Origin of the sequence: Xanthomonas sp. CPBF 426 (genome assembly GCF_903989465.1) — a bacterium.
GTDB lineage: Bacteria > Pseudomonadota > Gammaproteobacteria > Xanthomonadales > Xanthomonadaceae > Xanthomonas > Xanthomonas euroxanthea.
Map to the genome: position 1 here is coordinate 4,162,418 of NZ_LR861805.1, position 26,685 is coordinate 4,189,102.

The following is a 26,685-nucleotide window of genomic DNA, read 5'->3' on the forward strand; positions in this document are numbered from 1 at the left end:
CCCAGTTGCATGCCAGAGAAGCGTTTTGGATGGCCGAACTGCCGTCTGTCTCCTTGCCTGCCCAACGCGCTGGTAATATCACCTCAAAGAGGCCGCCACGAAAGGGGAAATGCCTTTGCCTGTATGCATCAGAGACGTCAAAGACGTTCTAGATTTGCTGGGACTTCAAACGCCCGACCTTGCTTTGCTTCAAGCGACGCACCAGAGCTATCGCACGCTACTTCTTCAGCCTTCCGGACCGATCTACGCGGACACACAGCGAATTGGCCACCTAGACATTGCCGCCGCAGCCGCCCGGGCAGACAGCTTCCTTGCACTAGCTGCGCAGCGCGGCGATCAACTTGTGGTCACGCCTGAGTACTTCCTCCCGGTTAGCTCCCTGGAGAAGGCTGCACGAGGCGGACCCTTTCCCGATGAGGGCGCTCTTTGGGTGCTTGGCTGTGAGAGCATGACCCCCGCGAGGCTTGCGAGCTTTAAGGCCGACTGCGCCGGAAATTGCGATGTCATCTACGAGGAAGACCCATTTCCAGCCGTGCAGGGCAACTACTTCGACCCTGTCGCTTACTGCTTCCTCACCCGCGACGCGGAGAATACGCTCAAGCGAGTTGTCCTTTTCCAGTTCAAGACTGCCCCATCCCGAGACGACCACGGCTTTGAGAACAAGCAGCTGCGTTGCGGCCGTGCCATTTATCGGTTCAAGGGCAAAGACGAAAACATTAAGCTTTCGACCATCATCTGCTCCGACGCGCTGGACCTTGGCGAGGATGCTGATGCCAATAAGAAGCTATCAGACAGAACTATTCTCATCCATATCCAGCTGAACCCGAAGCCAAAGCAGACCGACTACCGCAGGTATCGGAACGAAGTCTTCCGGCGCAGTGAGGTCAAGACCGACTGCGACATCATCTGCTTGAACTGGGCTCACAACGTGGTCCAGTACGATTCATCTGACCACGCGCCGGACGCCTGGAATAACGAGAGCGGTTCAGCTTGGTATGTCCCTCGGCGTCGCTGCTCAGTGAAAGATGAAGAGGTTGCCAGCAATGAGGCAAAGGGTCTGTACTACACCTGGCATGAGAAAAAGCGCCACGTGCTGCACTTTCACTATGACGAGGCCGTCTTCGCGTTGACAGTCCCCAAAGTCCTTCAGGATGGCCCAGCGGTACACGACGTGCTCATCGGCCCGCAACTTGATTCGCGGTTCAGTTGGGATATCAACGCTGGTACATGGCTGGAAAGCACCAGCTGTCCAGAGACCGGGTGGAACGAGGTCATCAACGCGAACCCGGGAGTCACCACGGCCTTCCAAAGCCTTCAAGACATCAATAACCGACTACACATCGAGCGGGCAATCTCTCTTTCATGCGGCCCTCAAAGCATGAAAGAGCAGTGGTATCGCGTTGATAACCTGGATGTGTGCCGCATTCCAGAGTCTGAAGTTACAGCTCGCGCCACCCTTCAGCTCGACCGCGACGTCACCGCGTCCCAGAATCGTCAACAGCGCATCAGCCGCGTCGCGGTGCTCAGCCACATCCTCCAGACGGGTCCTCTGCCGGCGCAAATAAAAGATCTCGGCGGCGGCGGAGCCTCCATAGCTTGGTCTCCCAACTCACCGAACACTAACGTCATCAAACCAGGCTTGCGTCCCGCCTTGGTGGCCTATCTCGGCGAGAACCCACCGATGGAATTGGTCAAGAGGGTTGGCGAAAGCGCGTTCGAACTCCTGCGAAAAGAAAACAAAAGCCACCAGAACCGCGTGGCCATCTGCTATCGCACGGTCACCGGCGTCACGGAGTTCGCCGACATCAAGCAACAGACTGACATTACATACGATGGAAGCAGCATGGCCTCCATCACAGGGGAGCAATAAGATGCCTGAGATGCAAGCTGCACGTGATGCACTGAAACAGCTTCTGATCGGGCTTCACGATGTCGACGATTCCGTCGTGCGCGGCGAGAAAAAGCTCGGGGAACGAACCTACGCTGTTGCCTATGTGGACTTCGCCGATAAAGTTGTCGAGCGCTCGCTGTACTTGCGTGACTTCCAAGAACGCATCCTTGCTGACGACTTCTTCGAAGCGCCGGGTGACCTGCGCTGGAACAAATACCTCTACTTCGTCGCCGGCCCAAACTCCACTGCAAATCCTGAGTTCGCCGCGGCGAAGGCCGCAATCGAGGGTGACAAGGACTACGCACGCAAGCGCGTCATATCCGAAGCTGACCTCAAATCCCTGCTGGGCGGGCCGAAGCTGTTCGATGCGGCGGAGCATGGGAGCACCTATGACGTACTGACGGATTGGCGTCAGCGACTTTCAGCAGCTGGGCTCGAGCTGTTGCTCGATGCCCCCACGCCTCGCACCACCGTGGTGGAGAAGATTGCCCAGCGCACAGCTGGTGCGGCTTCGAACGAGAAGCTGCGAGTGAAAGAGCTGAACGCCGCCGATACGCCGCTGGCAACGGCGAAATTGCTCAGTCTGGACATTGCTGCGTTCCGGCCGGTCCACGACGGCAAGAGCTATGACTTCGGTGATGTCACACTACTCGCAGGCGCGAACGGAAGCGGTAAAACCTCTCTGCTCGAGGCCATCGAGTACTTCTACTGCGGGAACAACCGCAGAAGCACCACTGTCGGGCCGGTTCGCATCAAAGGAAAGCTGCTACCTCGTGCGGGCGGCGGTACCGTCGAGCTTGCATCCACTGACGACGGGCCTCGAATTAAGGCTCGAAATCTTGCTTGGTTCAACCGGAAGGAACAACTCGTTGCCGACATTGTTGACAGCTTCTCACTCTACAACTTCCTCGATACCGATGCCGCGTATCGTTTATCGGGCAAGCTGAAACCCGATGACATCACCAAGGAGTTGAGCCGGTTGTTAGTGGGCTCCTCGGCTTCGACGACCTTCGAGTACATAGAGAAGATTCGCGCCGACGTGGACAAGGCCTGGGACAAAGCACAGCGTCGCGCCGATGGGCTGGAAGCGGAGTTGGCCGTCATGGAACGGCGACTGACAGAACTGCAAGGCAAGCCGTCCACGGCAAAAACGCTGACTGACGCATATCGCGCCGCGCTAGCAGGCCTCGGTTGGAAGAGGCCATCTGAAACCGGCGTGCCCACCCTAAAGGAAGAACAGGAGCTTCTTGCCGCGCTGGCGCACGTGCAAGCGCTCGTCTCCCTCGGAGGTGCCGCTCGAACCATGAAGGATTTAGAGCAGCGCTCCGCGCGACTGGAGGCCGCGGTCTGCAACGCGAAGCCGGTCGAGACGCAGCTAGTTGGGAGCGTCGAGCGAGAAAAGCGACTCGTCTCAAAGATGGAGGAACTTGAGGCCAACATCAAAAACCTGGACCGGTGGGTTACGTATGAGTCTGCGGGGTTTCCTGACGTGCGCCGTCGATACAAGACGGCCCGCGAGGTTTCCGAACGACTGGCCACACGTCTTGGAGCTTTGGTCGCCGGAGACCTCCCGCAGGTACCGCAGCAGTACGCCACTCTCCAGATGCAAGATGCGCTGCAGGCTGCGGGCGAAGCGGCTACTGCCGCCCAGGCGAGGTTGACTCGCGCTCAGCAAGCCCTGGACCTTCACGGCCGGGCCGCGTCGGCTCGCGCAACTGCGGCGGCGAAGCTGAAGGACGCAGCGTTGGAGGCGCTCAAGTCGTCGGAGAATCCGGACATGTGCCCGGTCTGCCACACGGTACATGCTAGGGGCGCATTGAGACACCTCATTGAGGGACTCACCTCAGGGCCGGAGACCACTCAGGAGGTCGAGGGCCTTGCGGAGTCGCTACGCTTGGCGGGGGACGAAGCGAGCGAAGCGGCGCGGGGGGCGAGCGCCGTGGAGCTGTGTCAAAAGTATGCGGCGCAGTTGCAGTTGGTGGGGACCACGCCCAAGCAGGTCCTTGAAGAGCTGGTCGCATTGCGTGAGCGGGCGAGCCAGGCGGAGCAGGAACTCCAGCGTGTCATCAAGGAAGGCCAAGATCTGGGAAGCGCGGGTTTTTCCAGCAACGAGGCCGATTTGTTGCTGGGCCGAATCGCTGGGCTATTCGACATAGAGTCAAGTAATCTCACCGCCGCCACTGCGTCGGATGAACGGCGGCGTCAGTCGGACGCTATGGAAGAGACCCGAAATTCTTTGATTGATTGCCGCACCAGCATGGGAGATTTTGTTGAGTCCATCCGGGCCTTCGCTCAGTCTATCGTCGTTGACGGCTGGGTCACGCGCGTCGAGCCAACTGGCACCTTCGCATCGCTCGTTGCGCTGCAAGACGAGTTCCTTGCCGCTACAAACAATGCTGCCGGGCTTCGCTCCTACCTTTCTGTCGACGACGATGCTCCGCTCGTAGAGGTTCAGGCACGCATCACATCCGTGGCCTCAGCGTTCAAGCAAGCTGACGAAGCGTCGCGCAGCGATTCGGAGAGCTCGGCCGAGCAGAAAGATCTGCCGAAGAATATTCTTGACTGGAAGTTCAGCCTCGAGAAGCATCGTAACGAGGAGAAGGCGCTTCTGGAAGCAGGCAAGGTCTTAGACGACCTCATTGAGAACGCTTCCCTGAAAAACGCGACGCGGGAAGCGCTTGATGCCATAGGCGACCAAATCAATGAGGTGTTCTCGCGCATCCATTCCCCTCGCGAGTATGAGTACGTTGGCAGCCCTGACGTCCTCTTGCGGACCGCAGATGGTCATGACGCCCGCACGCTTGACGAGGTCAGCACAGGACAGCGTTCCGCATTTGCCTTGTCCATCTTCCTTGCCAGGAATCGCACCGCCGCGGCAGCTCCTCCAGTCCTACTCATCGACGACCCAATTGCGCACGTCGACGACCTCAACGCTCTGTCGTTCCTTGACTACCTGCGTGATCTCGCGGTGAACTCGGGAAGGCAAATATTCTTTGCCACAGCGGACACTCGAGTGGCGTCACTGTTTTCAAAGAAATTTAGCTTCATGGGGGAAGCGTTCAAGACCATCAGCTTGGTTCGCGAACCGTAGTTCGAGGCGGCCACCCTACGGAACTAAACTGTGAGCCTCGCCGACACCTAGCTCCGACGCGCCGCCATCCATTTCCAAGCCGGCGTAAGATCAACCCAGTCGAACTCATCGCCCAAGCTCCCGTCGTCATTGACGATCCGAAGGCGTGTATCCTCCCTCGTGACGAATAGGACCTTGCCGTAAACCTTCGGAGTACGTTGTGCCTTGCGGCTGGCGTCCTTTGTGCTTTCCTTGGTCTCCACCATGCGCATCTCGGCATTCTCCCCGTTCGGGAACTCCAAGCAGACGACGAAATCCGGGTAGAAGTAGTTCCTGTGCTCACTACGCACGATCCGCACGGACCAAGGCTTACGTGAAGGGTTTCGGTGCCACCAAACCACATGGTCGTCCCGCTCCATGGACTGGATGAACTCGCGCTCCTCCTGATTGACGCCGGCCGATCCGTCGATCCCGAACACCGAAATTATGCCGCCGACATGGGCCAGGGTTTCCTTAAACATCGTCGTTTGACCTTCAATGTCCAGGTTGTCACGGGCACTCGTGATCGTAGTGTCCAAGGGCGGAACGATGCCGTAGAGATTTTTCGGTGCTTGATCCAGCGCCTTGCTCAAGGGATACAGGAGGAAGTTCGGTAGCGGCGAAGCGTTACTGACAGTCGCGAACTCGGCGATAGCGTCCTGGACCATTTCACCTATCCGCTGGGCTTCACGGCGCACCACCCAGCACGCCGCATCGCGCGCTAGGCGATCTAGCTGTTTGTCGCTCAGCACCGAGGAGCCGGCATCAGAGGGAGGGACCGCCACATCTTCTTTCAGCCGGCCGGCCAGCGTGCCGATAATGATCCGCACATCGGCGTCTTCCACCTGAGGGATCTTCTTTAGGTGGATCGCAGCATCCCTAGCGAGGGACGCACGATCCGTGATGACCGTGACCTCTTCGGTGCGGATATTGTCCTCATACTTAGTCAACTCGGTGTGGATCTCCTTATCGCGCAACAGGTTGTAGGCGGCCCGCACGGCAAAGGCGACCTTGTCTTCGGTCAGCGGCAGGTGGGTGGCCACGTGCGCCGAGACCTTTGCCATGTCGGACATCTCGGGCCGGGTTTCCCGCTGAAACACCTCGGGCACGCCAGGTAGCTTTAGGTTGAGCCGGTAGGCCCTGAGACCCTGTTCTTTAAGCCGCTCTAGAATTTCTTTCTCGTCCGCAGGCACACCAGCCGACTTGGGCGCGGCGTCCACCACCCAGTCCATCTCCATAATCGTCGTGCCTGTATCGGCCTGCGTATCTTTGCCGAACAAACTAGGCTGAGCAGTGCCAGTGCTTGGCAGCCCAGCCTCTTCTTCGCTGTCCGGCTCATCGATGGGGATGATCGATACCGGCTTGGTCTTGTCGTAAAACGCCGGCAACTGAGAAGACGTTCTGTTGGTGATGACAGTCGCACCGCTCTTGGTGTGTTTGACGATCATCTGCTCGGTCTGTCCTTCCAATTGGCTCTTGACTGCCCCTACGGTGTTTACGGCCGATTGGAAGCCCGCTTGAGCATCACTATCGGCCAAGTAGATATAGGCCGTATCCAGCGCGTCCTGGATCTCTTGTGGCTTTGGGAAAGCCTCACGAACTTGCGGCGCCACACGCATGACACGCCCAATGAACTGCATGGCGAAGTCGGCATCGTTTACCAGCTTCGTTGAGGCCAGGACGAACGCCCGAGGAGCATCGAAACCTGTACCCGCAGATTGCTTGAAGATTAGGACTTCCTTGCTGTGATCGTTCGCAATGGCCGCCATCAGCACCGGATCTGGGTCATCGGCCGAGTGAACACCAATGGCGCCCATCGGCACGCGGCATAGCCGGATCAGATCGTCCCGCGCTTCCTCAACGGTCTTGTCACCATTGGCGACCTGTACTAGAAGGAGCGGCGTCAGGTCGATCCCTGCGGCCTTGAGATTTTTTTTCAACCACAGGTGTTTCTTCCATGCCTGCCGCAGCACGGTGCGCTTGAGGTCGGCGACCGTGGAGATCGTTCGCTGGAGGTCGTACTTCACCGCCTCGATGTACTTTTTATTCAAGCGGGCTTCGACGGCCTGGGCCCGGCTTACGACGAACGACGTGCGGGCTTCCTTGCCAGACTGGGCCAGAAACTGATCCAGCGCCGTGTCTTTAGGCGTGGCGGAGGCCATGACCATGTAGTCCGGCTTGACCCACATCGCGAAGGCACCGAACTCTGTTCCTGTCTTGAGGCCGATATGGGCCTCGTCAACAACAAGCCCGACCTTGAGCTTCCGGGCGCGTGCCAACTCGACGAACTCATTCAGCGCCCGCTGATCATCATCCGCCCCACTGGAATAGCCCGTCTTGCGATCCCTGGCGCTGGCCACGCCCGCCGCCGTGGACAGCAACACCATGCCCTTGGTTGGCTCTTGGTTACGTCCACGAGACAGCATGACAGGGAAGAGGTGCCCCTCCGCGTTGCCCAGAATGGCGTCCTCGGTCTGTTGAACCAGATTCACATAGGGGACGAACCACAGCCATACAGTTTCCTGCTCCATCGACACTTTGGAGAGGGAGCGCACCAGCATGAAGGTCTTGCCAGAGCCAGTAGGCGCTCGCAACAGGACCGGTGGCGACGGGTGGCTGAGCAACGCTCCGGACAAATTGTTGATGATGTCCTTCTGGAAGCCAATTGGCTCATGGCTGGATGTCTGCGCGACAACAAAATCCATATTCATGCGCGCCCTCCAGCCTGACCGCCCAGCAACGCATCGGCCAAACTATGGCAGTTGGCATCGATACCACGTTCCTCCAGTGCTTCCTGCAACGCAACGGGGCGATCGCAGTACACCGATAGGCGTTGAACATTATGAGCCCGAGGCCATGCGGCCAACTCATCTACGGCATTCGTATTGACCTCCGCACATAGCAGGATGTCGCAGCCATCTGTCCTGGCAATGTGTTGGACACGCCTTTCACCGAATGTCCATACCGCATGAGCCAACCGCAGGCTTAGTAGCGCTGCGGCGTCACCCGTCTTGGCCTCGAATGGAAGGTCCGCTACTGCCAGCTTGTTGAGCTTCAGATAGGCGAACTCACCACCCTGTTCCATCGAAAACCCAGCGTTGCCGTTGTAACCCGCTATGACTCGCCGTACCCGCGCCGCGCACACATCACGGCAAACATTCTTGTCCGGCTCTTTGTCAGTTGCCTCTGTGCTGGAGCACAGAATGAAATGCCTCTGCCCACCATCCTCGGCGTTCAACTGAAGCAACGCATGAGCGGTGGTGCCGGACCCCGCAAAGAAGTCCAGCACCGTATCCTCTTTGTGGGTTGCTTGCTCCAATAGGCCCTTCAACAGGCTCAGTGGCTTCGGATAGGGGAATGCTTTCCCACCCAGGACCGACTTCACTTCCTCAGTGGCGACGCCACCACGGGTACTACGCATCGTGACGACGGCCTCGATGTACTCGTTATCGTCGTTTATCTCCTCATTGACACCCGCGATCCAGCTGCTTAAGGGCGCCAGACGTTCTTCCTCGGGACGTGCAGTCCAGTGCTCCTTACGAGAAGGCCGCCCGGTAGCGATGGGCTTCCCGATCCAGAAGTCCAGATCTGGTAGGTTTTCTCGCAACAGCGGCGTCTTTTTCTTGGGCAGGACTGGCCCGCGCCCCTCGCGGATTGCGGAAAGCAACTCGTGCCGCGTGTCGAACCGCATGACATCCCCGGGATTGCAAGGCGGGAAATAGATCAACTTCTTCTTGATCAGCTGTTCGATGGTGTCGCTGCGCAGCCCATCAAGGGCTGCCGCGATTGCATCTTCGTCGTTGTCGAGTCGCCTCCTGATCTCCTGCTCCGACGCGAAACGCCAAGTACTGTCCGGATCGCAGGGATACCAATACCCGGTCATGGGGTTCTGGATCGGATAGTACGTGTTCGGACGCTCGACAAATGTCTTGTTTGCCGTCAGTGGCTGCGGCGACCAATCGCCACGCTCGTCGTCATCCGAGTTGCGGAACTTCTTCCGATCCGTGGCACGGCCGTTGAAAGTGAACCCTGGATTGGCATAGACAAGCACATGCTCATGGACGTGACTGAACCGTTGAGACAGGTCGTTACCGGTGTCCTTCGTCCGCCAAACCAAGCTACCAAGCCGCCGCCCCGGGAACACTTCATCCATCAGCAGTTCCAGTCGGGATCGGTTCTCATCGTTGATGGACACCAGAATGACGCCATCGGGAGCCAGAAGCTCCCGCGCAAGCAGCAGGCGCCTATACAAGAACTCTAACCACTGAGAGTGTCGCCACCTGTCAGCCTTCCCGACATAGCGGTCGTTATAGACCCAGTCCTTGTTTCCTGTGTTGTATGGCGGATCGATGTAGATCACCCGGATCCTGCCAGCATGGGTGGCCTTAAGCAGGCGCAGCGAGTCGAAGTTATCGCCCTCAATGACCAGGTTGCGATGGACGAACCTCTCACCCGCATCCGCAGGTTTGTGGCTTAGCTCCGACACCAATTGAGGTAACACGACATCAGCATTCAATGCCTCATCGTGCTCGATGGCGTTGCGCTCCCACGTCAGGCCTAGCTTCCGCTTGGTGAGGTGCTCTACAAGCAGTCGCCGCAGTTCAGGGGCGCCTAGTTGGCCAAGACGGGTGAGGAGATCTGTTGCTTTGTCGGGTGGAGTCATGATCTCGGTCTAAGTGTTCCGGGGCGCCTCCTGGGCGCAGTTCATTCAGGATTGTTACACAGGGCCAGCGCCCGATTCCACGACTGCGCCCAGGAGGCAGTGCCGCAGGGACTGGATTCGGGGAAAGCGATCGAGGCGCTGAAAACTGAGTACGACGGTCATTTAGAAGTGGAGGCCATGAGCCTGCACGCCTCCAAAGGACTGGAGGCGGACTTCGTGGTGCTGGGGGGATTCGATTCGGGGGTCCGGGGCTTCCCGGACGAACGCCCACCGGAACTGTTGAAGGACCTCGTCTTGCCCAAACTTTCCAACGAGAACGAAGAGGAGCGTCGCTTGCTCTACGTGGTCCTTACCCGCGCAAAGCACCAGGTGATCGTCTTGGCAAACGGGGAAGCACCGAGCGAGTATGTCCTAGAACTATCGGCGCTTTCGAAGCACCATGCCTACATCGACTGGATCAACCTGGACACCCAGCGCGCAGCGTGTCCCAACTGCAAGGTAGGCTCGTTGCAGACGCCTCCGCACAATGAGCGCAGGCTGGACTGCTCCCGCTCGGCGCGCTGCGGATATCGAGCCTGGCTCCCCCAGCGCCAGGTGCCAGCGATGACTCCCTGACGAGTAGCGATCCTGCGGGAGCCCGCTCTCCTCAGAGATCCCAGCAGTTTCGCTTATACAGGAAGGCTACGGATGTGAGCCTCTGGGGTTCCTCTCGGCGTGCGCTAGACCGCGGGACGCCTAATGGCTCAGGGGCGCAGAAGTGGGGTGGGAATCCTTTCAGAACCGCCCTTCTTCTTGTCGAGTTTTGTGGTGTGCAGATAGATCGCACATTGATTCCAGAATTGCTGGACCTCGAAGGACGGGCACCTTTGGAGTGCGTCAGTGATCTCCACATCATCCCATTGCTGTCCATCGGGTGGGCGCATTGTCACTCGCGAAGGCAGGTGGCCGCCCCTGCGCATGACCAGGTAGCCTCCAGTCGGTAGTTCGAAGTGCTGTGTCGACACCGGGTTTCTGTAGTCCGAATTTATCCGCTTCACATGGTCACGCAGCCGTTTAGCCAGACGGCAAATGTCCCTAAACGTCTCCTCGTTCCACAGATTACTTGTACGCCGATTGATTGCCTCGATCGGTGTCTCTCCCGGATTTGGCTGAGCCGGATACCTCGCCTCCAATGTGACCGCATTCTTAAGAAAGCGCAAAAGTTCCCTGGGCGCGATCGGTTCATCGATCTGCAGGTCATTCGCCAGTCGCTCGTAATTGTGGCCATAACCCTTCGCATCCACCTCCAGCAGTGCTTTCTCGCAACCGATCAACCACTTGGCCAAGCCCGCTTTGAGGTACATCTCGACGGCGTAACCCAAGAGAAGAACAGATGCGCGGGGATTTCCTGTAAGTGCCATCCACTCGGCATGGCGCAGCATTGAGGGCTTATCCGCTCTGATCTTCCGCTTCTGTCGCAGCCACCGGGCTCGGATTGAACGCGCGGTAGCTTCCTGCCCTTCCCCCTCCTGCATCCAGGCGTTCGCATCGCTACTGTCCAGGCCCTTTCTGCCGGGTCGCCTGAACTCCAGTGAAGACGCTTGATCCATGGTTCTAACCTGTATGGTGCTGAGCCATCAATCTTCGCAGATCATTCCCGTGCAGGGATCGCATTCTTTTCTCCCATGGGTTTGAGACCAGCGGCATTATGAAATGGTTAGAGGCACCAATCAGCTGAACGCACGGCAGGGCTGGATCGGACTGCACCTAAAATGCCAGTCCGAACGTACCCAAGAAGCAACCCTTCACCATCCAGTGCAACCTGACGCCTCCAACGGCCACGGCGTCCGAGCCACTTGGACCCGCCTCTGACAAATGTCGTTGTTATTGGTGGCACAGGTAACGCCGGTACCCCAGGTCGGAGGTCATTTGATATCAATGCACCGTGGTCGCGACCCGCCCCCAAGCCACGTCATAGCAATCCGTAACATTTTTAACAATGCCCCCGACATGAAAGCCCCCACAGCTCAAGCCTAGTCCCCAGCTTCACAGGCAAGCTGACAGTTACCATAGAATTGCTGGAACTCGAGGAATCAACCGCGATCTGCGGCGCACCCGTCCACGATGGAAATCACCATGAACGATGAGGCAGCAATCCCCGTCACTGTCGCGAGCGACTCCCATCTGGGAGAGTTTTTTGTCCTCCGGCCAAGCTTCCGAGGCAATGGTCAGAGCGCTGGCTTGAAGATCGCCAACGAAGAGCTGCTTCTACCCCCTGGCATGAACACCATGGATCCACCCAATGGTGTTCCAAACCAGTATCCGGTGAGGCCGCACCTAGTGCAGGTGCCGGGACAGCAAGAGATGCCACGTGATTTTGAGAAGCTGGCGGGCATCTGGATCGTTTCGGAGGCATTGAAGCAGGTGTTCGACGCCGTCGATCCGGAAGGCTTCGCCTTTGCGGCTTGCGACTTCACCCTTGCCGACGGCACGCAGGGTCCTCAGTACTACCTCTGCAGCGTGACGCGTTGGCTTGATGCGCTTGATGAGAGTGAATCGCGGGTCCAGATCGAGATCGAACACGATTACGAGACCGGGCAAGATCTAAACTTCTACAGCGTATCCGGCGGTGCAAGCCTTGTATTCAAGCGCGAGGTCGTTGGTAACGCCCACATCTTCCGTCAGTCACGCCTAGGAACCGAGGCCATTTGTGACCGCGTTCTGTTCGATGCCTTGAGCGCGGCCCAACTTAGCGGCCCTTCGCTGCGAGACGCCGCAGACCTCTAACGCGTCAAACCCTCGATACGGATTTCTGAGCGGGAGTTGCACCGATGGCTGACACCCCGACGTTCCAAGGACACCATGTCATTGAGCAGGCGGCTTTCAGTGAGAGCCGATTGCTGCAGTCGCTTTCCAGAAGCGGCCTGTTCGATCTGCATGGGCCCCGTAACATCCTCAATCTACCGGCCGACCAGGCGCTGGCGGCCAAGATGGGACTGTCGCCGCACCCCGGTGGACCGCTTGGGGCGTATTCAGAGGAACTTGCGAATCGGCTTGAAAGACTAGAGCTGTCCCCCGACGGGCAGGCAACGCTGCGCGGCGATCAAGCCGCAGCACAGCGCATCGCGGCTAGAGTCAATGGCCTGACCGACACACTCAAGGTGGGCTTGGTCAATGGCGACCTCGTAAGTAACACGCCGCAGGGCATGACCCCACAGCAGGCGAACGCAAAGATCCGAGCCTTTCATGGCGATCTCGCGGCTTACCAACAAAGTCATGCTGGGCAGATTGCCGATGTGGGAAAGATGGCCGCAGCAGAGGCGCGGTGGGCCGGCGTGACGCGGTCTGAAGGCAATGTCCAACTGGCGTTGGATGCGATCGATCAGCCGGGATCATCCACACTCAGTGATAGATGGGGTGGCCGGCAATCTCTTGGCACAGCGATTGCCGAAGCAAACCAAGCCGGTCGCTTGCCAATCACCGAACCGGTAGAAACGCGCCTACGCCTCGCCTTTGCCCAGGAGATTCCCCCGGTTCTTGCGCGGCCGCCGGCTGGGCCGCGGCTTCCTGGCGCCCCAGGTGAAGGCGGTATCGTCGCGGGCGAAGGCCTTGCAGGAGAAGCGGCCGGCGTTCGCGGGTCGCTTTCTGGAGCACGTGTTGCCGGTGCTGCCGGCGTTGCGCTGATGGCCTACGACTTCGCCGTGACCGGCCACCGCGTTGTCCAGCTAAGGACGCAGGGCAACGACACCGGCGCCGAGTCAGCAGCCACGCACTTCGTTGGCCGCAATGCAGGCGGCATCGCAGGCGGCTTCCTGCTTGGTGCAGGCTACGGTGCCGTCACAGGGTCCTGGACGGGTCCTGGGGCGCTGGCTACTGGCTTGGTCGGCGGCGTGGCGGGTGCCTATCTTGGCGAACGTTGGGCCGAGAAGCAGGACATCAACCGGATCTACACACAGCCAGACCGCAGTGGCAACGAGTGGACACGCAACCCGGAAGATCCACAAGGCATGTGGACGCGTACGGTCAGCGCCCCGTTGCCAAGCGGCGGCTATCAGGAGACCCGCCTGGTTGCCGCTGGCCGCCTTGCCGACGAACTGAATTACCGGGCAGCAAACGACTCGTATTCGCTCGGGCTGGCAAATATACCCAAACCGCAGGATCCATATCGCCGGGATGCCAAGAACGAAACGCATCCGCCGCGCGAGCCCTTTGAAACCGGCCGTGACTATGTGCGCAATGCGCAGACCGGGCAGTGGCAGCTTGAAATTAGAGAAAGTATCGATGGCAAGATACCTATCACCCGTAGCGCTTCAATCAGCGCCGAGCGTGCGACTGAGTTGGAACAGCAGTCGAAAACCATCATTGCGCAGAACGCCGCCAACACTCCGGAAGCAACAGCGGCCCGCTACCAGATTGCCTACAACCAGTTCGGCTGGAATGAGTTCGCCAATCGCGAACCGGTGCCGCAGGCCATCACGAACGCACGCACACAACCGCAGCCGTTACAGGCTTCCGACGGTCACTCCTACACCCGCGACGCCGACGGCGAATGGACCACGCTCGGCACGCTCTATGGCAACAATGCGGCCACCGGCAACACGCGCGAGGAATTGAACCGCACGTGGCAGAGCCAACAGGCCGGACTTCAAGACATGGCGTCGATGGCGGAGGTCGCCCGCAGCAATCCCACGCCGACGCAGAGCGACTTGCACAGCCAGGTGGCCGGGATGTATGCCCGCGCTGGCATTACGCGCACTGACGCGCAGATCGATGCCGCCACGGCGGCAGTTGCACAAGACCATGCGCGCGACACAGGCAAGCAGATGCCCTTCTTCCTGCAGCTGCAGAAAGATGGCTCAATCGCCACGGTGGTTGGCCAGAACGACGACCGCATGGAGATCAGGGCGACCACGACGGCAGTAGAGATATCGCAGGCAGAACGGCAGCAGGCTATGCCTGCCAACGCTCCGCAGCCCGCCCCCTCCACGCAGTCGCCTCAGACACAGCAGCCTGTAGCACCTTCCTCGCAAACGCCATTACCCAGCGCGCCGTCGTCGCAGACAGCGCCAGGAAGGTCGTCCTCGCTGGACGACGATCATGCGCAGGGGCGTACGCCGGCCACAGGCGCGACCACAGCACAGGTTGCCGCACCCGGAATGCAGATGGGTGCGCGCTCTGTTGCATCGCACGATCCTCGGGAAGACGAGCAGCTATCTGTGAATCGTCAGAGCGCCGTTGGCCCAAAGCCGCAAGACGCTGCGCTGATTGAGCAACTACGCTCATCCATTGCAAGACTCGACGAAAGCGCCAACAAACCATGGGATGAGCGCAGCGATCGCATGGTTGCGAGTGCGTACAAAATGGCAGTTGAGGCGGGGTTTAAGCCCGGTGGCAACGTGGAAGTCGCACTAAACACGCCGACTGACAAGCTTCCGGGCGGGGTAACGATGTTCGTGATGCGCTCAGGCCCAGGCGCATCCCCGGATCCTGCCGCCAACCGAGCGCATATGCCCACCAGCGAGGCGCTGGCCGCAGCTCCCGAGCAACAGTACCTAGCAGCAAACCAGGCACGTGACACGCAGGAAAAAACGCGATTGCAGGAGCTAGCGCAGGCACGCGACCAAATCCAGAATGATCCAAGCAAGAGCGGCCCCCGAATCTCGTGATCCACCATGCTCGCGCCAGTGAGTCCGCTAGCAACGAAGGGGGGAAGCGACCCAGCGTTTTGGGAGGTAGTTCGGCCTTGTGATGGAGATGGCTGGACCAAAGCTCAGTCTTAGGGTTGGACTAAAGTTTGGCATGATTGTGTCGATTGATAGTTGACAATCAAATTAAGGACAACGCGTGGCCGAGATCATTTGCCCGAGTTGCAAGCATATTTTTAATCCAAACAGCAAAAAGGCCTACTTCACCCGGGCCACCGCGGCTGTAAGCGGAGGCGTAGCTGGCGCTCTCATAGGCAAAGGAATAGGTATAGCTGGTCGTGGGTTTGGCATGGCGGCGACGATTCCACTAGCTGTAATTCTTGCCGTCACAAGTTGGCAAACAACCGCAAACGCTGCTATCTGCCCTAAGTGTAAAAATCCTTTCAAAACCTAAATCGGCCTGAATGGGAAGGGCCAGCTTCTCTAATAGCTGCCCCCTCGTTATCGGGGACAGCAGCGGCATACCGACAGACTCGCGCATGTTGCCGATGGCCTGAATCGTTGGGCGCTTGGCAGCGATGAGACGTCCGTATTCGTGGCGCTAAAGTTCCTTGCTGTTTCTTGGCTTCGGTGTATGCAGCTTCAACAGACTTAAACATGTCAATAAAGGCATACATCTCTTTGAGTTCCGATGCTGCTGTTCACTAGGTGCCCCTCTCTCTCGATGGACCTATTATAGATAGGTGACTTCCTCGGCTGGTTCTGGTGTCGAAAATGCAGGGGGAAGCCACTTCCCACCCCGTCCTAAAAGCCCGAAACCTCCTAGACTAAAAATCGAGCAATGAGCACAGCATCCGATCGCACTACACCATTCAATGACAGGCGCCTCCGGCACTTGAAACTCCCGATGGTTGCTTTGAGCTTGGGCGAGCAACGCCGCAGTCAAGGCCGCTATGACAGCAGCGCGACGTTGCCGACTACCACGGCCCTCCTTGAACGTACCTTGTTGCAGATCAAAACGATCTACGAAGAACGTGCTGGTGCAGGAGAGTCCTTCGAAGAGCGCTGGCTATCCGCCACAGAGAATCTTCAGGAATACGGCAACGCCACCAGCTACAGGCATTGGAAGGAGGAGCGCGCGCGACCAGAGGACGAGTTGAAGCTCTTTCTCCTCCCCTTCATCAAGACCCGTAAGGATTCAGCGGCCAGCAGAAAGGAGGGACACGAAAAGTGGCTGCGACAGGCGACGCGTGAAGTCACTGACATCGCCATCGGATACTGGGTTGAAGCAAAGAATGCCGCTGATGCCGGCGACGAGACACGGATGCTGCACGCATTGATCGAGTGCCACTACTACATCGGCATCATCAATTCACCGATGACGCACTCCGAAGCAATGAGCGCCCAAGGCAGCAAGCGCGGCTTGCCACAAAGACAAGCTCTTGAGCAAGCCGCGATTGAGGTGCTCACGTCGTGGATGGAAAGCAGACCGAGAGATGCGTCACCTAACAAGCGCTTCCACAAGGACGCAATGATGGAGCAGGTATCGGAGGAGCTATTGTCTTCCGAACGGTACGCCGCCGTGGTGGCGGACTACGACAAAACCATCAAAGGCCCGCCTACAGAAGAAGGCGAGCCAAGGTACCGGCTCGCAGGTCCGCTGCTCCGTTGGGCGACCAAGGAAGCCGCCAAGTACCCAGAGCTCAGTAAGGTGGCCGAAAAGGCCTCCCGCCTCCTTCCTGACCCGCTACTATAAAAACGATAGAACGTCAAACTCCAGCCTGTTTTTACCATGACAGGATTCAAAAACAGCTCCAAAGTGCGACCCCTCAGACGGCAATGACGCCGTCTGAGGGACGGGCTCTCAGCCCACAACCACTCGGAGTCAGCATGAGCAACATCGCCAACGCATACCGTCACGCCCGTACCCGCATGGCAGAGCCTGCAGCGCGCAGCGCTTCGACCTCGAGCCCTGATCAGGTCGACCGCGAGTTCCAGGCCATCGTCCTGAAGCATCTCGAACGCATCCTTGCCTCCTTCCGCAGCAATGGTCAATCGAACCAGTCAGGCCAGGCTCCTTCAACTCGCGCGGTACGCCTGCCTGAAGTCCTGAAGTTGCTAGGGATCTCGCGCAGCACGCTGTACAACCGCCTCGACGAGTCCTCTCCGCAGCACGACCCTGACATGCCCCGCCCTTTCAAGCTGGGCAAGGGCGACCGCGCACCCACCGCTTGGCTGCACCAGGACATCGTCGTTTACATCGAATCCTGCGCCGCTGCGCGCGGCTCGCACTAAGGAGGCCGACCAATGAATGAGATCAACATCAAGTCGGCTGCCACCATCGTGCAGAGCCAGGCCGAGCGCATCGCGATGTCCCTGCGCACCCTCAAGCCCAACCCGAAGCAGCAAAAGGAGGAGCTGTTCGCGCTGCTTTACCCGGTAATCGTCGAGCTGATGGGCCAAGGCGTCACGCAAAAGGCCATCCTCGCCATGCTGTCTAAGAAGGGCTTGAAGCTCCACCCGGCTCGTTTCAAGGAACTGCTGGAGCAGCACGCCAAGGAAACGGTCACCTCGGACGTGGAGGACGCAGCATGACCCGCCGCAACCCCGACAACTTCCCGACCAACGCGCTGTATCCGCTGATCCGCGACGCCGTACTGGAGACGCAGGACAACCTCCAGGCACCGCTTGCGCTGATCGCCAGTTCCTTCGGCACGGTCATGTCCGCGGCTTGCCAAGGCCTGGTTGTGGTGGAGACACCTACCGGTCAGGAGCGCCCCGCGTCGCTGTTCTACGCAACCATCGCCGACTCCGGTGAGCGCAAGACTGCCTGCGACAATCTCGTAGGTGATCCTTTGCTCGAGTACGACATTCGCCTCGCATCCAACTCCGAGAGCGATATCCATACGTACCAAGCAGAGATGACCTGCTGGAAGGCAAAGCACAAGGTCCTTCAGCGCAAACTTCAGAAGGCAATCGAGGCAGACTCCGATGAGGAGGTAAATTCGATCCGCACTAAGCTGATCGCACTCAACGCCGAGATGCCGCAGAAAATTGAACACGCCCAGCTGGTCCACCAGAGCATCACCGAACGCCCACTGATGGAGACGTTGCGTGGCGAGGGCAAGTCCGTCGTAATCATGAGCTCCGAAGGTGAAATCATCTTGAAGGGAGGTGTCACCAACAAATTCGGCGTGATCAATGAGGCGTGGGATTGCCCGAAGATCCTCAGCTTCCAGCGCGCCGATGTGAACCATGTGGCGCGGCGGCCGAACATGACGCTCAGCTTCATGGTGCAGGAGGAGGTGTTCAAGGACTTTATGGACAAACGTGGCAGGCTCGCGCGCGGCTCCGGCTTCTTGGCTCGGTTCCTAGTCGCTCGGCCGTCTTCAACCATGGGCTTTCGCTACATGACCCTGGATGAACCCGTATGGGAGAAGCTGAAGCTCTTCCACGCACGGGTTCGCGAGCTTCTCGAACTGCGTTTCCAAGCTCGCTCGACACCGGTTCGGCTGACCTTCACCCAAGAGGCAAAGGAACTCTGGGTAGACCACCAGAATCGTGTTGAGGCTGCCGTGCGTAAAGACGGGCAGCTCTTCGGTGTCCGCGACTTTGCCGCAAAGGCACTGGACAACGCGAGCCGCCTGGCAGCGATCCTGCACTTCTTCTCGGGCCAGGCGGGGACGGAGATCAGTCACGAGACGCTTGATCGGGCGCTGACCATAGGTAACTGGCACATCAACGAAGCACTTCGGATGTTCAGCGGAGACGATATCCCCGAGGATGAGGACGATGCGCACAAACTGACCGATTTCATGCATCGCAAGTACTACTCACGTGGACGGTCAACGGTTCGCCGCAACATCCTCCGGAAGGAAGGCCCGATCCGCCATCAGGGACGCTTCGAGGCAGCGCTTGACTACCTCCAAGACACTGGCGTGATACGGGTTCGTTATCACAATGAAGAGAGCGGCAGCGGACCGCTCTGGGTTGAGATGATGCGGAGCTTCTTCAACAAGCCCTCCTTGTAGAGGGTAGCCCCCCCCTCCAAGAGCCGCCCACTGGGCGGCTTTTTTATTCATCTAAGACGCTGCACACCATGCACATTGCCACAAGAGTAGCGTTGTGCATCGTGTGCACAGCCTAGGGCAAGGAACTTCTTCCGGGGCTAGCACCCTACCCCTCTCCCCGATGATCTGCAGGCAGCGGAGGCACCGACGATGCAACTCGGTGTCAGAACGCATTCACTGGCGTATCAGCGCTCCAGCACTACGGCTAGCGCGCTGGATCTTAGGGCATCAGGCAGGGCCTTCGACGCTGGACCGGCGTGTCACCTCTAGGTGAGTACCTGCACCGGTCCGGTACCCCTTGCGTCCTTAGCTCTGACTTACCCAAGGCAGCAGGCGTTGGCTCCCTGGTGTCCTGCACTAGCCAAGGGCTGCAGGATGTTCGCTCCACGGATCATTCATACGAAGTCGCTGATCGGTATTTTTCTACCGAAAGGGTAACCGTATGTACGGATACACCGTACAGCCCCCCACACCCCGATCAGACAACAGCGTACTCGCCTCCATTGGGAGCCTCTGTTGATCAACCAACATTAGGGGGAGGAATGAGGAGGCGCACTTAACGTTTCTCCAAATGTGTGCCTTCCCACGCCTTCCTGCGCAACCGGAGAAACACCAGTGTTCGAGTTCCATGCAGAGATCAAGAAGGGCAACAAAGGCAGCGCCGCCGAGCACTGCCGGTACGATGCCCGCATGGGCAAGTGGTCTGCTCAAGATGACCTGCTCGCTTTCGCCTTTGGCAACATGCCTGAGTGGAGCAGGGACCATCCATTGACGTTCTGGAAGTACGCTGACGCGTGGGAGCGCAATGGCGGCGCCGCCTATCGAGAGTGGATCATTGCCCTCCCCAACCAACTGAGCATCGAAACCAACATCGCCTTGATGAAGGAGATCGCGCAGACTGTTGTCGGGCCGCGACCGTGGCAGGCCGCCCTGCATGGCCCAGAGGCAGAGTTTGGCGGCTGCATCAATCTCCACTGCCATCTGATGTACTCCGATCGCCCTGACGACGGCACAGCACGTCCTGCCGATCGCTACTTCACCCGTTACAACCCAGCCCATCCCGAGCGTGGCGGCTGCAGAAAGCTCAGTGGCGGCAAGACCCCGTTCGAGATGAGCCAGGATCTCGTCGCATCTAGGATGACGATCTCCATGATCATCAATCGGTACCTGGCCGAAGCAGGCCTATCGTTGCAGGTCGATCACCGCAGTTTCAGAGCACGCGGCATCGACCGTAAAGCCGAGGCGCATCTGGGAAAGGCGCAGATTAGGCACATGAGCCAAGCGCAACGGGATGAGTACGTTGCTAACCGCCAATCCGCCCACAGCTTGTGAAGCTCAGCTACGCGCCGCTTCCATAGTTACTTCGGGCTCGCCTTCGTTATTAGCCAGAGCGCAAACTCCAGATGCCTTGGCGGGTCGAAGAGAAGGCAGAACAAGTCTTCATAACGTAGAACCTATCTATCCTGCCTGGCGATCATCTTCTAGATTTTCTTTAAAATGAAGAGCCAGAGAGTGCGGTAAAGATCACAAGGGAGGCTTACTGGCAGCCATTGACACTGTCACTACGCTCAGGCGCCCCGGACATGTAACCCCACCTTCAACTTGATGCTGTCTGCAAAAAAAGCTCGGTGTCGGTGCCAGGGAACAGGGAGCAAACGCTCCCTGTTCCCTGGCAGGTCTGACAAAGATCAGGGCGATGGCTGCACCTGCAGCCACTTGCCTCCGTGGAAGACATACAAGCTTTCCTCTTCCGTTGAGGGGCAGCAGGTCGGATCATCCGGCCCTGGGACCAGCAACGTCACATGCACAGTGCCTTCCTTCAAGCTAACCTTCTGGGCTGCGACCCCGAAGCCAGAGACCGACGTGGTGCCGACCAACTGCAGCTGCGGACCGTCCTTGCGTTGGAATGCCGCCAGATAACTGCCAGCGCCATTGCCGTTTCCGCTGCCCTCCAAGGTGTACAGGGCCACCACTTCTGGCTTGCCGTCTCCGGTCAGATCGCCTTCGACTATCTTCCGCACTTCTTTGTACTCGGTTGCTCCGTCAGCCTTCTTCGCCTCCTGGGCGATTGCTGCGTTGATGACCTCAGCGTCCGGCGTGATCTGGACAGCTTCCAGCGGAGGCGCTTTCTCTACCTTGACTTTTACGTCCTTGGCGGCGTCGCACTGGATAGCCTCGGCCTCTGCCCGCTTGGTACCCGCCGGAACTTCGCAACCAGCGAGATTGAGCTCGCCGGCTTTCGTTACCTCATCTGCTTTGCCACACCCCGTTACAGCTAGCGCGGCTAGCATGATCATCGCGGGCCGGTAAAACTGCTTCATCTTCATTTCCTTATCGTTTCCTGCACTGTTGTGCTGCGTTGGCCAATTGATCGATGAAGTCCGGGGGCGGAGAGCCCTCGGACTGAATTGCAACAATTCCTTCTTCCCCGTAATGCGCCTGCAGCTTGTCGAAAGCGCATTCGCAGACAGACTCGCTCCCTCCGCTGCTGGCACAGCTGCCGATGAATTCGCTGCGTGCCTTGTCTACCTTGCTGCTGCATGCTCCAAGCATTAGCAACGCCGCCAGAGCGGCCACAATCGCGACATCTCGTGCCATGACTAGGCCCTCCTTTGCGCAAGGACCAGCACGCCACCTATGACGACAAGCCAAATCAACCCGCTCAGAATTCCCCCGAACGACGGAAACACAATTGCCGGCCAGACCAGCGCGCGACCAAGGTTGTAAGCGAAGCCTTTGTAGGCGTATTGACCCCAGTTGGCGAAACAGATTGCAGCAACTACGACCGAGGCTCCGTAGAGCCCAATCAGATATTTCATTTATTTCCCCCTGTTGTTGTGATGGTCAGCGGCCTTGCTGCAGATAGCGGCTTACGGCGTTGAAGAGGGCCTTCAAGTCGCCTCTGTTAGGCATGTTCAGATCGGCGAAGCGCTCGCCATTTATGTAGACGTACTTCCCTTCTGTCGTGATCGCCGACAGGACTCCAATCAGTCGGATATCCACGGGCTGGAACACCGCCTTGCATCTGATCTGTGCCTCGGTGATCAGGACACCTTCTCGTGCACCGCCAAAGAGCGTGTCGTCAATCAGCACAACCACATCCTGTGGTTGGAGTCCTTGTCCATAGGACTCCAATGCGCCGGCAAGTTTTTTCTGAGGGATACGCGGGGCGATGAAGATCCGCTCAAGCGGTTCACCGTTCAGTGCCAGGCCATCGAGCGCTTGTATCAACGTCAGGGCATACGACTGTCCCGACTCAGGCGCGCAGGCGGTGTCTGTCGGGCCTGCTGGGCGCCCAGACTTAGTTCGCACTTCTTCATCCACTCGCGCACGACTGACCGGATTCCGAAGCGCCGCGTAAGCCTGGTTGACCTCCTGCATCTTCGAGGTCGCCCAGTTCAGCGTCTCCGCATCCGAGCTTGTGTAGCGGTCCGGGTGGTACTGGCTACGGCGGCCCCGGTATGCCAGTTCGATTTCCTCGCCCCCAGCACTTAGACGAATGCCCAAGATTTCGTATGGATCCATGCTTGCCTTGTTGTCCTTCCTGTCATTTCCGTCGCATGCCGGACGCGCAAGGCCTTCCTGACTTGCAACAACCGACCCTCTATCTTGAAGATAGAGTCTGCCACACCGATAGAGCCTTCGTCATGATTCCGGACACCTTCGTTTCACGATTCTCCTGTGCCCGAGTCCTCCCCACGCGCGCTTTTCGCTGCCCGCCTAGCTCAGGCCAGGCAGTTGCGTGGTTTGAGCCAACGCGCGCTGGGGGATCGCATGGGCCTCGGTAAAGAGAAGGGTTCTTCGCGAATCAATCGGTACGAACACCAGGTCACTGCCATTGGGTTCGATAACCTGAACACCCTTGCTCAAGTCCTGGCTGTCCCGGTTGCTTACCTACTTGCAGACGACGCGTCCATGGCAGATGCCATCCTTGCCTTCTCGCAGGCAGACGAGGCTCAACGCGAAGTTCTGACCAAGCTGATTCCAGCTGTGCTCCAAGACCCGAGCATGCTTTCGAAGTTGGTAGAACTGCTGCAGGTACCCAATGGAGGCGACACTGGGGAGTAAACGCACTTGGCCTCATGCGCCTGGCTTTCATCCACCCCAATCAGTCGCACCTAGATGCCCGGCCCAACGGGACCGGGCGACCCGCCATTGCTTTCAGGGAACTTACGCTTACACCCATCCCCGGGTAGCCATCGAAACCGCCTGGTGAGCCGTGACCACGAAATGGTCCAGCAACCGGATTTCCACCAACTGCAAGACGGTCTTCAACTGGACCGTAACAGCCCGGTCGGCTGCTGAGGGCTCAGTGTGGCCACTCGGGTGGTTGTGAGCCACGATGACTGCCGCGGCGTTCAAGGCCAACGCGCGCTGGACGACGATGCGCGGGTGCACCTCCGCGCCCTCCACGGACCCGGAGAACAAGCGCTCTACCCCGATGAGCCGGTGCTGGTTATCGAGGAAGGCAACCTCGAAGTGCTCCCGTATCTCACCGCCCAGCCGCAGCCGGAAGAACGCACCGCACTTGGAGACGTCACCTAGTCGTGGCCCTGGTTCGCAGGCACGCTGCTGGAGGATGCGCAGGGCACGCGCGACGATCTTGTCGTCCCGTGCGCGAATGACTTCCTGTGATGGTGCAGGCCCGCCATCAGGCGGCGCACATGCGCGTGTCTCGGCCCGCATCACGCCACCATTCCCATCACTTCGTCCCACGCGCGCTGCTTGATCTTGGCTCCCTGCCCAAACCAGGCCGCATCCCGGCGATGGTCATCGCTTCGAGCACGTCGATGATGATCAACGTGCTCGGTGATGGCATTGAGCAAACCCCAAGCCGTTGCTCGGCTAGAAGCAAGCGTGGATCCTCGCCCATCTCCCTCATACAGCGCGCGCACTTTGGCCACCGCCTGTTCGTTGACCACCTGCGCCGCATTGGAAGTGGTGTAGGTCAACACACGGCGCATCAAGGCATCAGCAGCATCTGGGTCTACTGGGGATTCGCACAGTGCTTTCATTCGGTCTACGAAACCGCCCCAGGCCGAGACCGCCAACCCGAGCTGACGCTTGACGAGGTCCGGATCGAAGTGACTTCGGTGCGGCACCTTGATGGCGCCACCACTGTCTCCCAAGGCAACCGCCAGGGTGTTGTTGCAGACCACCCTAATGGATGTGAACTGGGCCGTTGTGGCCAGTGTCCCGTCACAGGCGGTCGCCAGTAGAAGATAGCCCTCCACCCTATCCCTACCACCCCGAAGCACGGTGCTCTGACCCGTCCGGGCCAGCGCCCAGAACTTCCGCCCTTCCTTCAGGATGCCGGCCGTCTCCAACTCAAATCCGTTGTTCGCCGTCAGATCCCGGTAGAACTCCAGGATCTCCCCCGGCTGGACAACCTGGAAGCGCTTCGAAACCACTGCCAGAGGCGCCTTGGTGTCAGAGCGGTAGAGAACCTTGTTTCCCGGAAACGCGCTGATGGCTCCGATGTTCTGGTTACCGGCGATGTATCTAACCTCGGACTCCTCGATCTTCCAATCCATCCCAGCCTGTTGCTTCCATGTCTCGATAGGCTGCTGCCGAGCGAGCCGATTACCCAGACCATGCCACGGCTTTTGGCCGACATAGACCATTGATTCAAGCAAGTGCATTGTCGATTCCTAATAGTTAAGCGCATAAACGCACAAGGCCCGGACGAGCCGGGCCTTGTGAGAAATAACGTTGGTTGTGGTGGTCAGTGATCGAAGAAATCACTGCAGTTGGGGCAAGTCACCGCCACCGTACATTTGACGATGCCCGCCATGACGGCAGTGGCCACCACCATGATGCAGTAGATCAACTCGACCTTGCTCTTCGCCATTAAGTGCATCCTGAGCTGGCACCTCGATGCGGAGTGCCGTACGCGAAACAAGAGGTGGCCCTGCTTCGTATCGGTAGTATGTGTTCAGAATAATTTTCATTGAAATACGTGCTCCACGATATCCAGGCGGCTTTCTAGATATTGATCCATCGTGACGATGTCTTCGCTTGCAACAATCGACTTGCTACCTGGCGCGGGGCGCTGGGACCCCATGCGTCAGTTCACCCAAATGCATGTCCATGACCGCGTTCGTGGTAAGGCCCACCGCTAAGGCAGCCATGCAGGGCAGTTACCACGTCCGCGCAAATCACGCGGAAGGCTAAGGCTAAAGAGCGCTCGGGATGCTGAGCATCGCGCCAATTGCAGGCAAATGACCCATCCCGTGGGCGACCTTGCATCGGTTGGTATCCGGGCCAAGAATGCACACGTGTATTTGCTCTGGTTGAAGTAGACTTCAAGGTGAGGATCAACGCATGCGATTCGACTATCGAAGGACCGCAACAGCTGGATAACTCGGCCAGCGCTAACGTGTGGCTGCGCCGTCTTGATCGCCCACCACCCACTCCAAAAGGGCGCACCTGCCGGTGCCCCGTCTTTTCCCCGGAGACCTAGACATGTCGCGACGATTGCTCCTCGGCCTGGGCTCAGCTCTGGCGGCCTCGACGGCCATTGCCGTACCGACGCTGCATGGTGTCATCCCGGGTTCTGAGCCGTTCGTCGACAACAAGGAAGATGAGGGCAACAACTTCTTGATGTTCAAAAATCCCATCAAGTTCACCCAGAACATGGGCGCGGTCGCAAGCCGGCCGCAAAAGCTGCGCGCGGCTGCCAGCGTGCGCAAAGACGACGCCAAGTCGTATCGGCGCTCGGGAGTCGAGTTGCGTGACTCCACGTATCTCGGAGCGCCGGCCATAGAATTGCGGATGCCCGCATCGGCCTATCAGGATCCGGCCAGGGAACAACTCAGTGACCGCAACTTCATGGCCTGGCTGCCGGTAGATTTCCAAGATGGGACGATCGAGGTGGAGGTCGCCAGCGATCTGGCCGAGGACGCACCCGCCTATGCGCGTGGCTTTGTGGGCATCAGCTTCCGCATCGACGCGGAGGGGCGCTTCGAGAGCGTCTACCTGCGTCCCACCAACAGCACTGCCGACGACCAGGAACGACGCAACCACAGCGTCCAATACGCGGCCTACCCGGAGTTCCGCTTCGATCGGCTGCGCAGAGACGCGCCGTCAAGGTACGAGGCCTATGCCGATCTTTCCCTGGGCAGGTGGATCCCGATGAAGCTGGTCGTGGCCGGCGCCCGGGCCCGTCTGTACTTGGACGGGAAGTCCGAGCCGGCACTCGTCGTCAACGACCTGAAGCTGGGACCAGACCAGCACGGTGGTGTCGGCATCTGGATCGAGTCCGGGACCGTCGCCCACTTCCGCAATCTTCGTGTGACGTCAGCCCAGGGGCCGAGCTAACCCCGTAG

General features: G+C 58.9%; 23 protein-coding genes. 13 read left to right on the forward strand and 10 right to left on the reverse strand.

All coding sequences use genetic code 11. From position 1 onward, the window contains the following. Positions 1-109 precede the first annotated feature (109 nt). Together H7A87_RS17590 and H7A87_RS17595 are read left to right on the forward strand one after the other, a co-directional pair. The gene (locus tag H7A87_RS17590; RefSeq protein ID WP_147421077.1) at positions 110-1,870 is read left to right on the forward strand and encodes a hypothetical protein; all 1,761 of its coding nucleotides are present in this window, start codon (positions 110-112) and stop codon (positions 1,868-1,870) included. Position 1,871: 1 nt separating this feature from the next. Then, a complete protein-coding gene (locus H7A87_RS17595; RefSeq protein WP_180496786.1) occupies positions 1,872-4,982 on the forward strand; it encodes an AAA family ATPase in 3,111 nt (1,036 codons plus the stop codon). A gap of 47 nt (positions 4,983-5,029) precedes the next feature. Here H7A87_RS17595 and H7A87_RS17600 read toward each other — a convergent pair whose 3' ends face one another. Both H7A87_RS17600 and H7A87_RS17605 read right to left on the reverse strand, forming a co-directional pair. Then, complete coding sequence (locus H7A87_RS17600) at positions 5,030-7,711, reverse strand: DEAD/DEAH box helicase family protein (RefSeq protein ID WP_119128216.1); 2,682 nt, start codon at positions 7,709-7,711, stop codon at positions 5,030-5,032. Continuing rightward, a complete protein-coding gene (locus H7A87_RS17605) occupies positions 7,708-9,663 on the reverse strand; it encodes a site-specific DNA-methyltransferase (RefSeq protein WP_119128215.1) in 1,956 nt (651 codons plus the stop codon). Before H7A87_RS17605 ends, H7A87_RS17600 begins: the two co-directional genes overlap by 4 nt. A gap of 99 nt (positions 9,664-9,762) precedes the next feature. On the opposite strand from H7A87_RS17605, the gene H7A87_RS17610 reads away from it, so the two are divergent. Further along, complete coding sequence (locus H7A87_RS17610) at positions 9,763-10,278, forward strand: 3'-5' exonuclease (RefSeq protein ID WP_232087876.1); 516 nt, start codon at positions 9,763-9,765, stop codon at positions 10,276-10,278. 128 nt (positions 10,279-10,406) lie between these two features. Here H7A87_RS17610 and H7A87_RS17615 read toward each other — a convergent pair whose 3' ends face one another. Continuing rightward, the gene (locus H7A87_RS17615; RefSeq protein ID WP_232087877.1) at positions 10,407-11,084 is read right to left on the reverse strand and encodes a hypothetical protein; all 678 of its coding nucleotides are present in this window, start codon (positions 11,082-11,084) and stop codon (positions 10,407-10,409) included. A 682-nt stretch (positions 11,085-11,766) separates the two neighbouring features. Between H7A87_RS17615 and H7A87_RS17620 the strand changes: the two genes are divergently transcribed. The 8 genes from H7A87_RS17620 (at position 11,767) to H7A87_RS17655 (ending at position 20,689) form a co-directional block, all read left to right on the forward strand. Continuing rightward, positions 11,767-12,429 (forward strand): DUF1629 domain-containing protein, encoded by a 663-nt coding sequence (locus H7A87_RS17620; RefSeq protein WP_119128214.1) that lies wholly within the window; start codon positions 11,767-11,769, stop codon positions 12,427-12,429. Positions 12,430-12,473: 44 nt separating this feature from the next. Further along, positions 12,474-15,308: an XVIPCD domain-containing protein gene (locus H7A87_RS17625; RefSeq protein WP_119128213.1), complete on the forward strand. Its 2,835-nt coding sequence runs from the start codon at positions 12,474-12,476 to the stop codon at positions 15,306-15,308. A 178-nt stretch (positions 15,309-15,486) separates the two neighbouring features. Continuing rightward, positions 15,487-15,741 carry a hypothetical protein gene (locus H7A87_RS17630; protein ID WP_147421076.1) on the forward strand — a complete coding sequence of 85 codons (255 nt, stop codon included), beginning with the start codon at positions 15,487-15,489 and terminating at the stop codon, positions 15,739-15,741. Positions 15,742-16,209: 468 nt separating this feature from the next. Beyond that, positions 16,210-17,043 carry a hypothetical protein gene (locus H7A87_RS17635; RefSeq protein ID WP_232087878.1) on the forward strand — a complete coding sequence of 278 codons (834 nt, stop codon included), beginning with the start codon at positions 16,210-16,212 and terminating at the stop codon, positions 17,041-17,043. Positions 17,044-17,177: 134 nt separating this feature from the next. Continuing rightward, positions 17,178-17,582, forward strand: coding sequence for an AlpA family phage regulatory protein (locus tag H7A87_RS17640; RefSeq protein ID WP_167763248.1), 405 nt, complete (start codon positions 17,178-17,180; stop codon positions 17,580-17,582). A 12-nt stretch (positions 17,583-17,594) separates the two neighbouring features. Next, positions 17,595-17,882 (forward strand): hypothetical protein, encoded by a 288-nt coding sequence (locus tag H7A87_RS17645; protein ID WP_119128210.1) that lies wholly within the window; start codon positions 17,595-17,597, stop codon positions 17,880-17,882. Next, positions 17,879-19,318, forward strand: coding sequence for a YfjI family protein (locus tag H7A87_RS17650; RefSeq protein ID WP_119128209.1), 1,440 nt, complete (start codon positions 17,879-17,881; stop codon positions 19,316-19,318). Before H7A87_RS17645 ends, H7A87_RS17650 begins: the two co-directional genes overlap by 4 nt. Positions 19,319-19,972: 654 nt before the next feature. Then, positions 19,973-20,689, forward strand: coding sequence for a MobA/MobL family protein (locus H7A87_RS17655; RefSeq protein WP_119128208.1), 717 nt, complete (start codon positions 19,973-19,975; stop codon positions 20,687-20,689). Positions 20,690-21,045: 356 nt separating this feature from the next. On the opposite strand, the gene H7A87_RS17660 is transcribed toward H7A87_RS17655, so the two are convergent. From H7A87_RS17660 to H7A87_RS17675, 4 genes are read right to left on the reverse strand one after another with little or no spacing between them, the layout of a single operon-like run. Next, positions 21,046-21,678: a hypothetical protein gene (locus tag H7A87_RS17660; RefSeq protein WP_232087879.1), complete on the reverse strand. Its 633-nt coding sequence runs from the start codon at positions 21,676-21,678 to the stop codon at positions 21,046-21,048. A gap of 10 nt (positions 21,679-21,688) precedes the next feature. Then, positions 21,689-21,955, reverse strand: a complete 267-nt coding sequence (locus tag H7A87_RS17665) for a hypothetical protein (RefSeq protein ID WP_119128206.1) — start codon at positions 21,953-21,955, stop codon at positions 21,689-21,691. A gap of 2 nt (positions 21,956-21,957) precedes the next feature. Beyond that, complete coding sequence (locus H7A87_RS17670) at positions 21,958-22,176, reverse strand: hypothetical protein (protein ID WP_119128205.1); 219 nt, start codon at positions 22,174-22,176, stop codon at positions 21,958-21,960. Positions 22,177-22,201: 25 nt separating this feature from the next. Further along, the gene (locus H7A87_RS17675) at positions 22,202-22,882 is read right to left on the reverse strand and encodes a J domain-containing protein (protein WP_119128204.1); all 681 of its coding nucleotides are present in this window, start codon (positions 22,880-22,882) and stop codon (positions 22,202-22,204) included. Between the two features lie 156 nt (positions 22,883-23,038). On the opposite strand from H7A87_RS17675, the gene H7A87_RS17680 reads away from it, so the two are divergent. Next, the gene (locus H7A87_RS17680; RefSeq protein ID WP_119128203.1) at positions 23,039-23,425 is read left to right on the forward strand and encodes a helix-turn-helix domain-containing protein; all 387 of its coding nucleotides are present in this window, start codon (positions 23,039-23,041) and stop codon (positions 23,423-23,425) included. Between the two features lie 108 nt (positions 23,426-23,533). On the opposite strand, the gene H7A87_RS21025 is transcribed toward H7A87_RS17680, so the two are convergent. From H7A87_RS21025 to H7A87_RS20935, 3 genes are all read right to left on the reverse strand, one after another. Continuing rightward, positions 23,534-24,043 carry a JAB domain-containing protein gene (locus H7A87_RS21025; RefSeq protein WP_119128202.1) on the reverse strand — a complete coding sequence of 170 codons (510 nt, stop codon included), beginning with the start codon at positions 24,041-24,043 and terminating at the stop codon, positions 23,534-23,536. Then, on the reverse strand, positions 24,043-24,999 hold the full coding sequence (locus tag H7A87_RS17690; RefSeq protein ID WP_119128201.1) for a DUF932 domain-containing protein: 957 nt from the start codon (positions 24,997-24,999) through the stop codon (positions 24,043-24,045). The genes H7A87_RS21025 and H7A87_RS17690 overlap by 1 nt, the downstream gene beginning before the upstream one ends. 83 nt (positions 25,000-25,082) lie before the next feature. Then, on the reverse strand, positions 25,083-25,208 hold the full coding sequence (locus tag H7A87_RS20935) for a hypothetical protein (RefSeq protein WP_255437910.1): 126 nt from the start codon (positions 25,206-25,208) through the stop codon (positions 25,083-25,085). 614 nt (positions 25,209-25,822) lie between these two features. Between H7A87_RS20935 and H7A87_RS20725 the strand changes: the two genes are divergently transcribed. Next, positions 25,823-26,677: a hypothetical protein gene (locus H7A87_RS20725; RefSeq protein WP_197942517.1), complete on the forward strand. Its 855-nt coding sequence runs from the start codon at positions 25,823-25,825 to the stop codon at positions 26,675-26,677. Positions 26,678-26,685 lie beyond the last annotated feature (8 nt).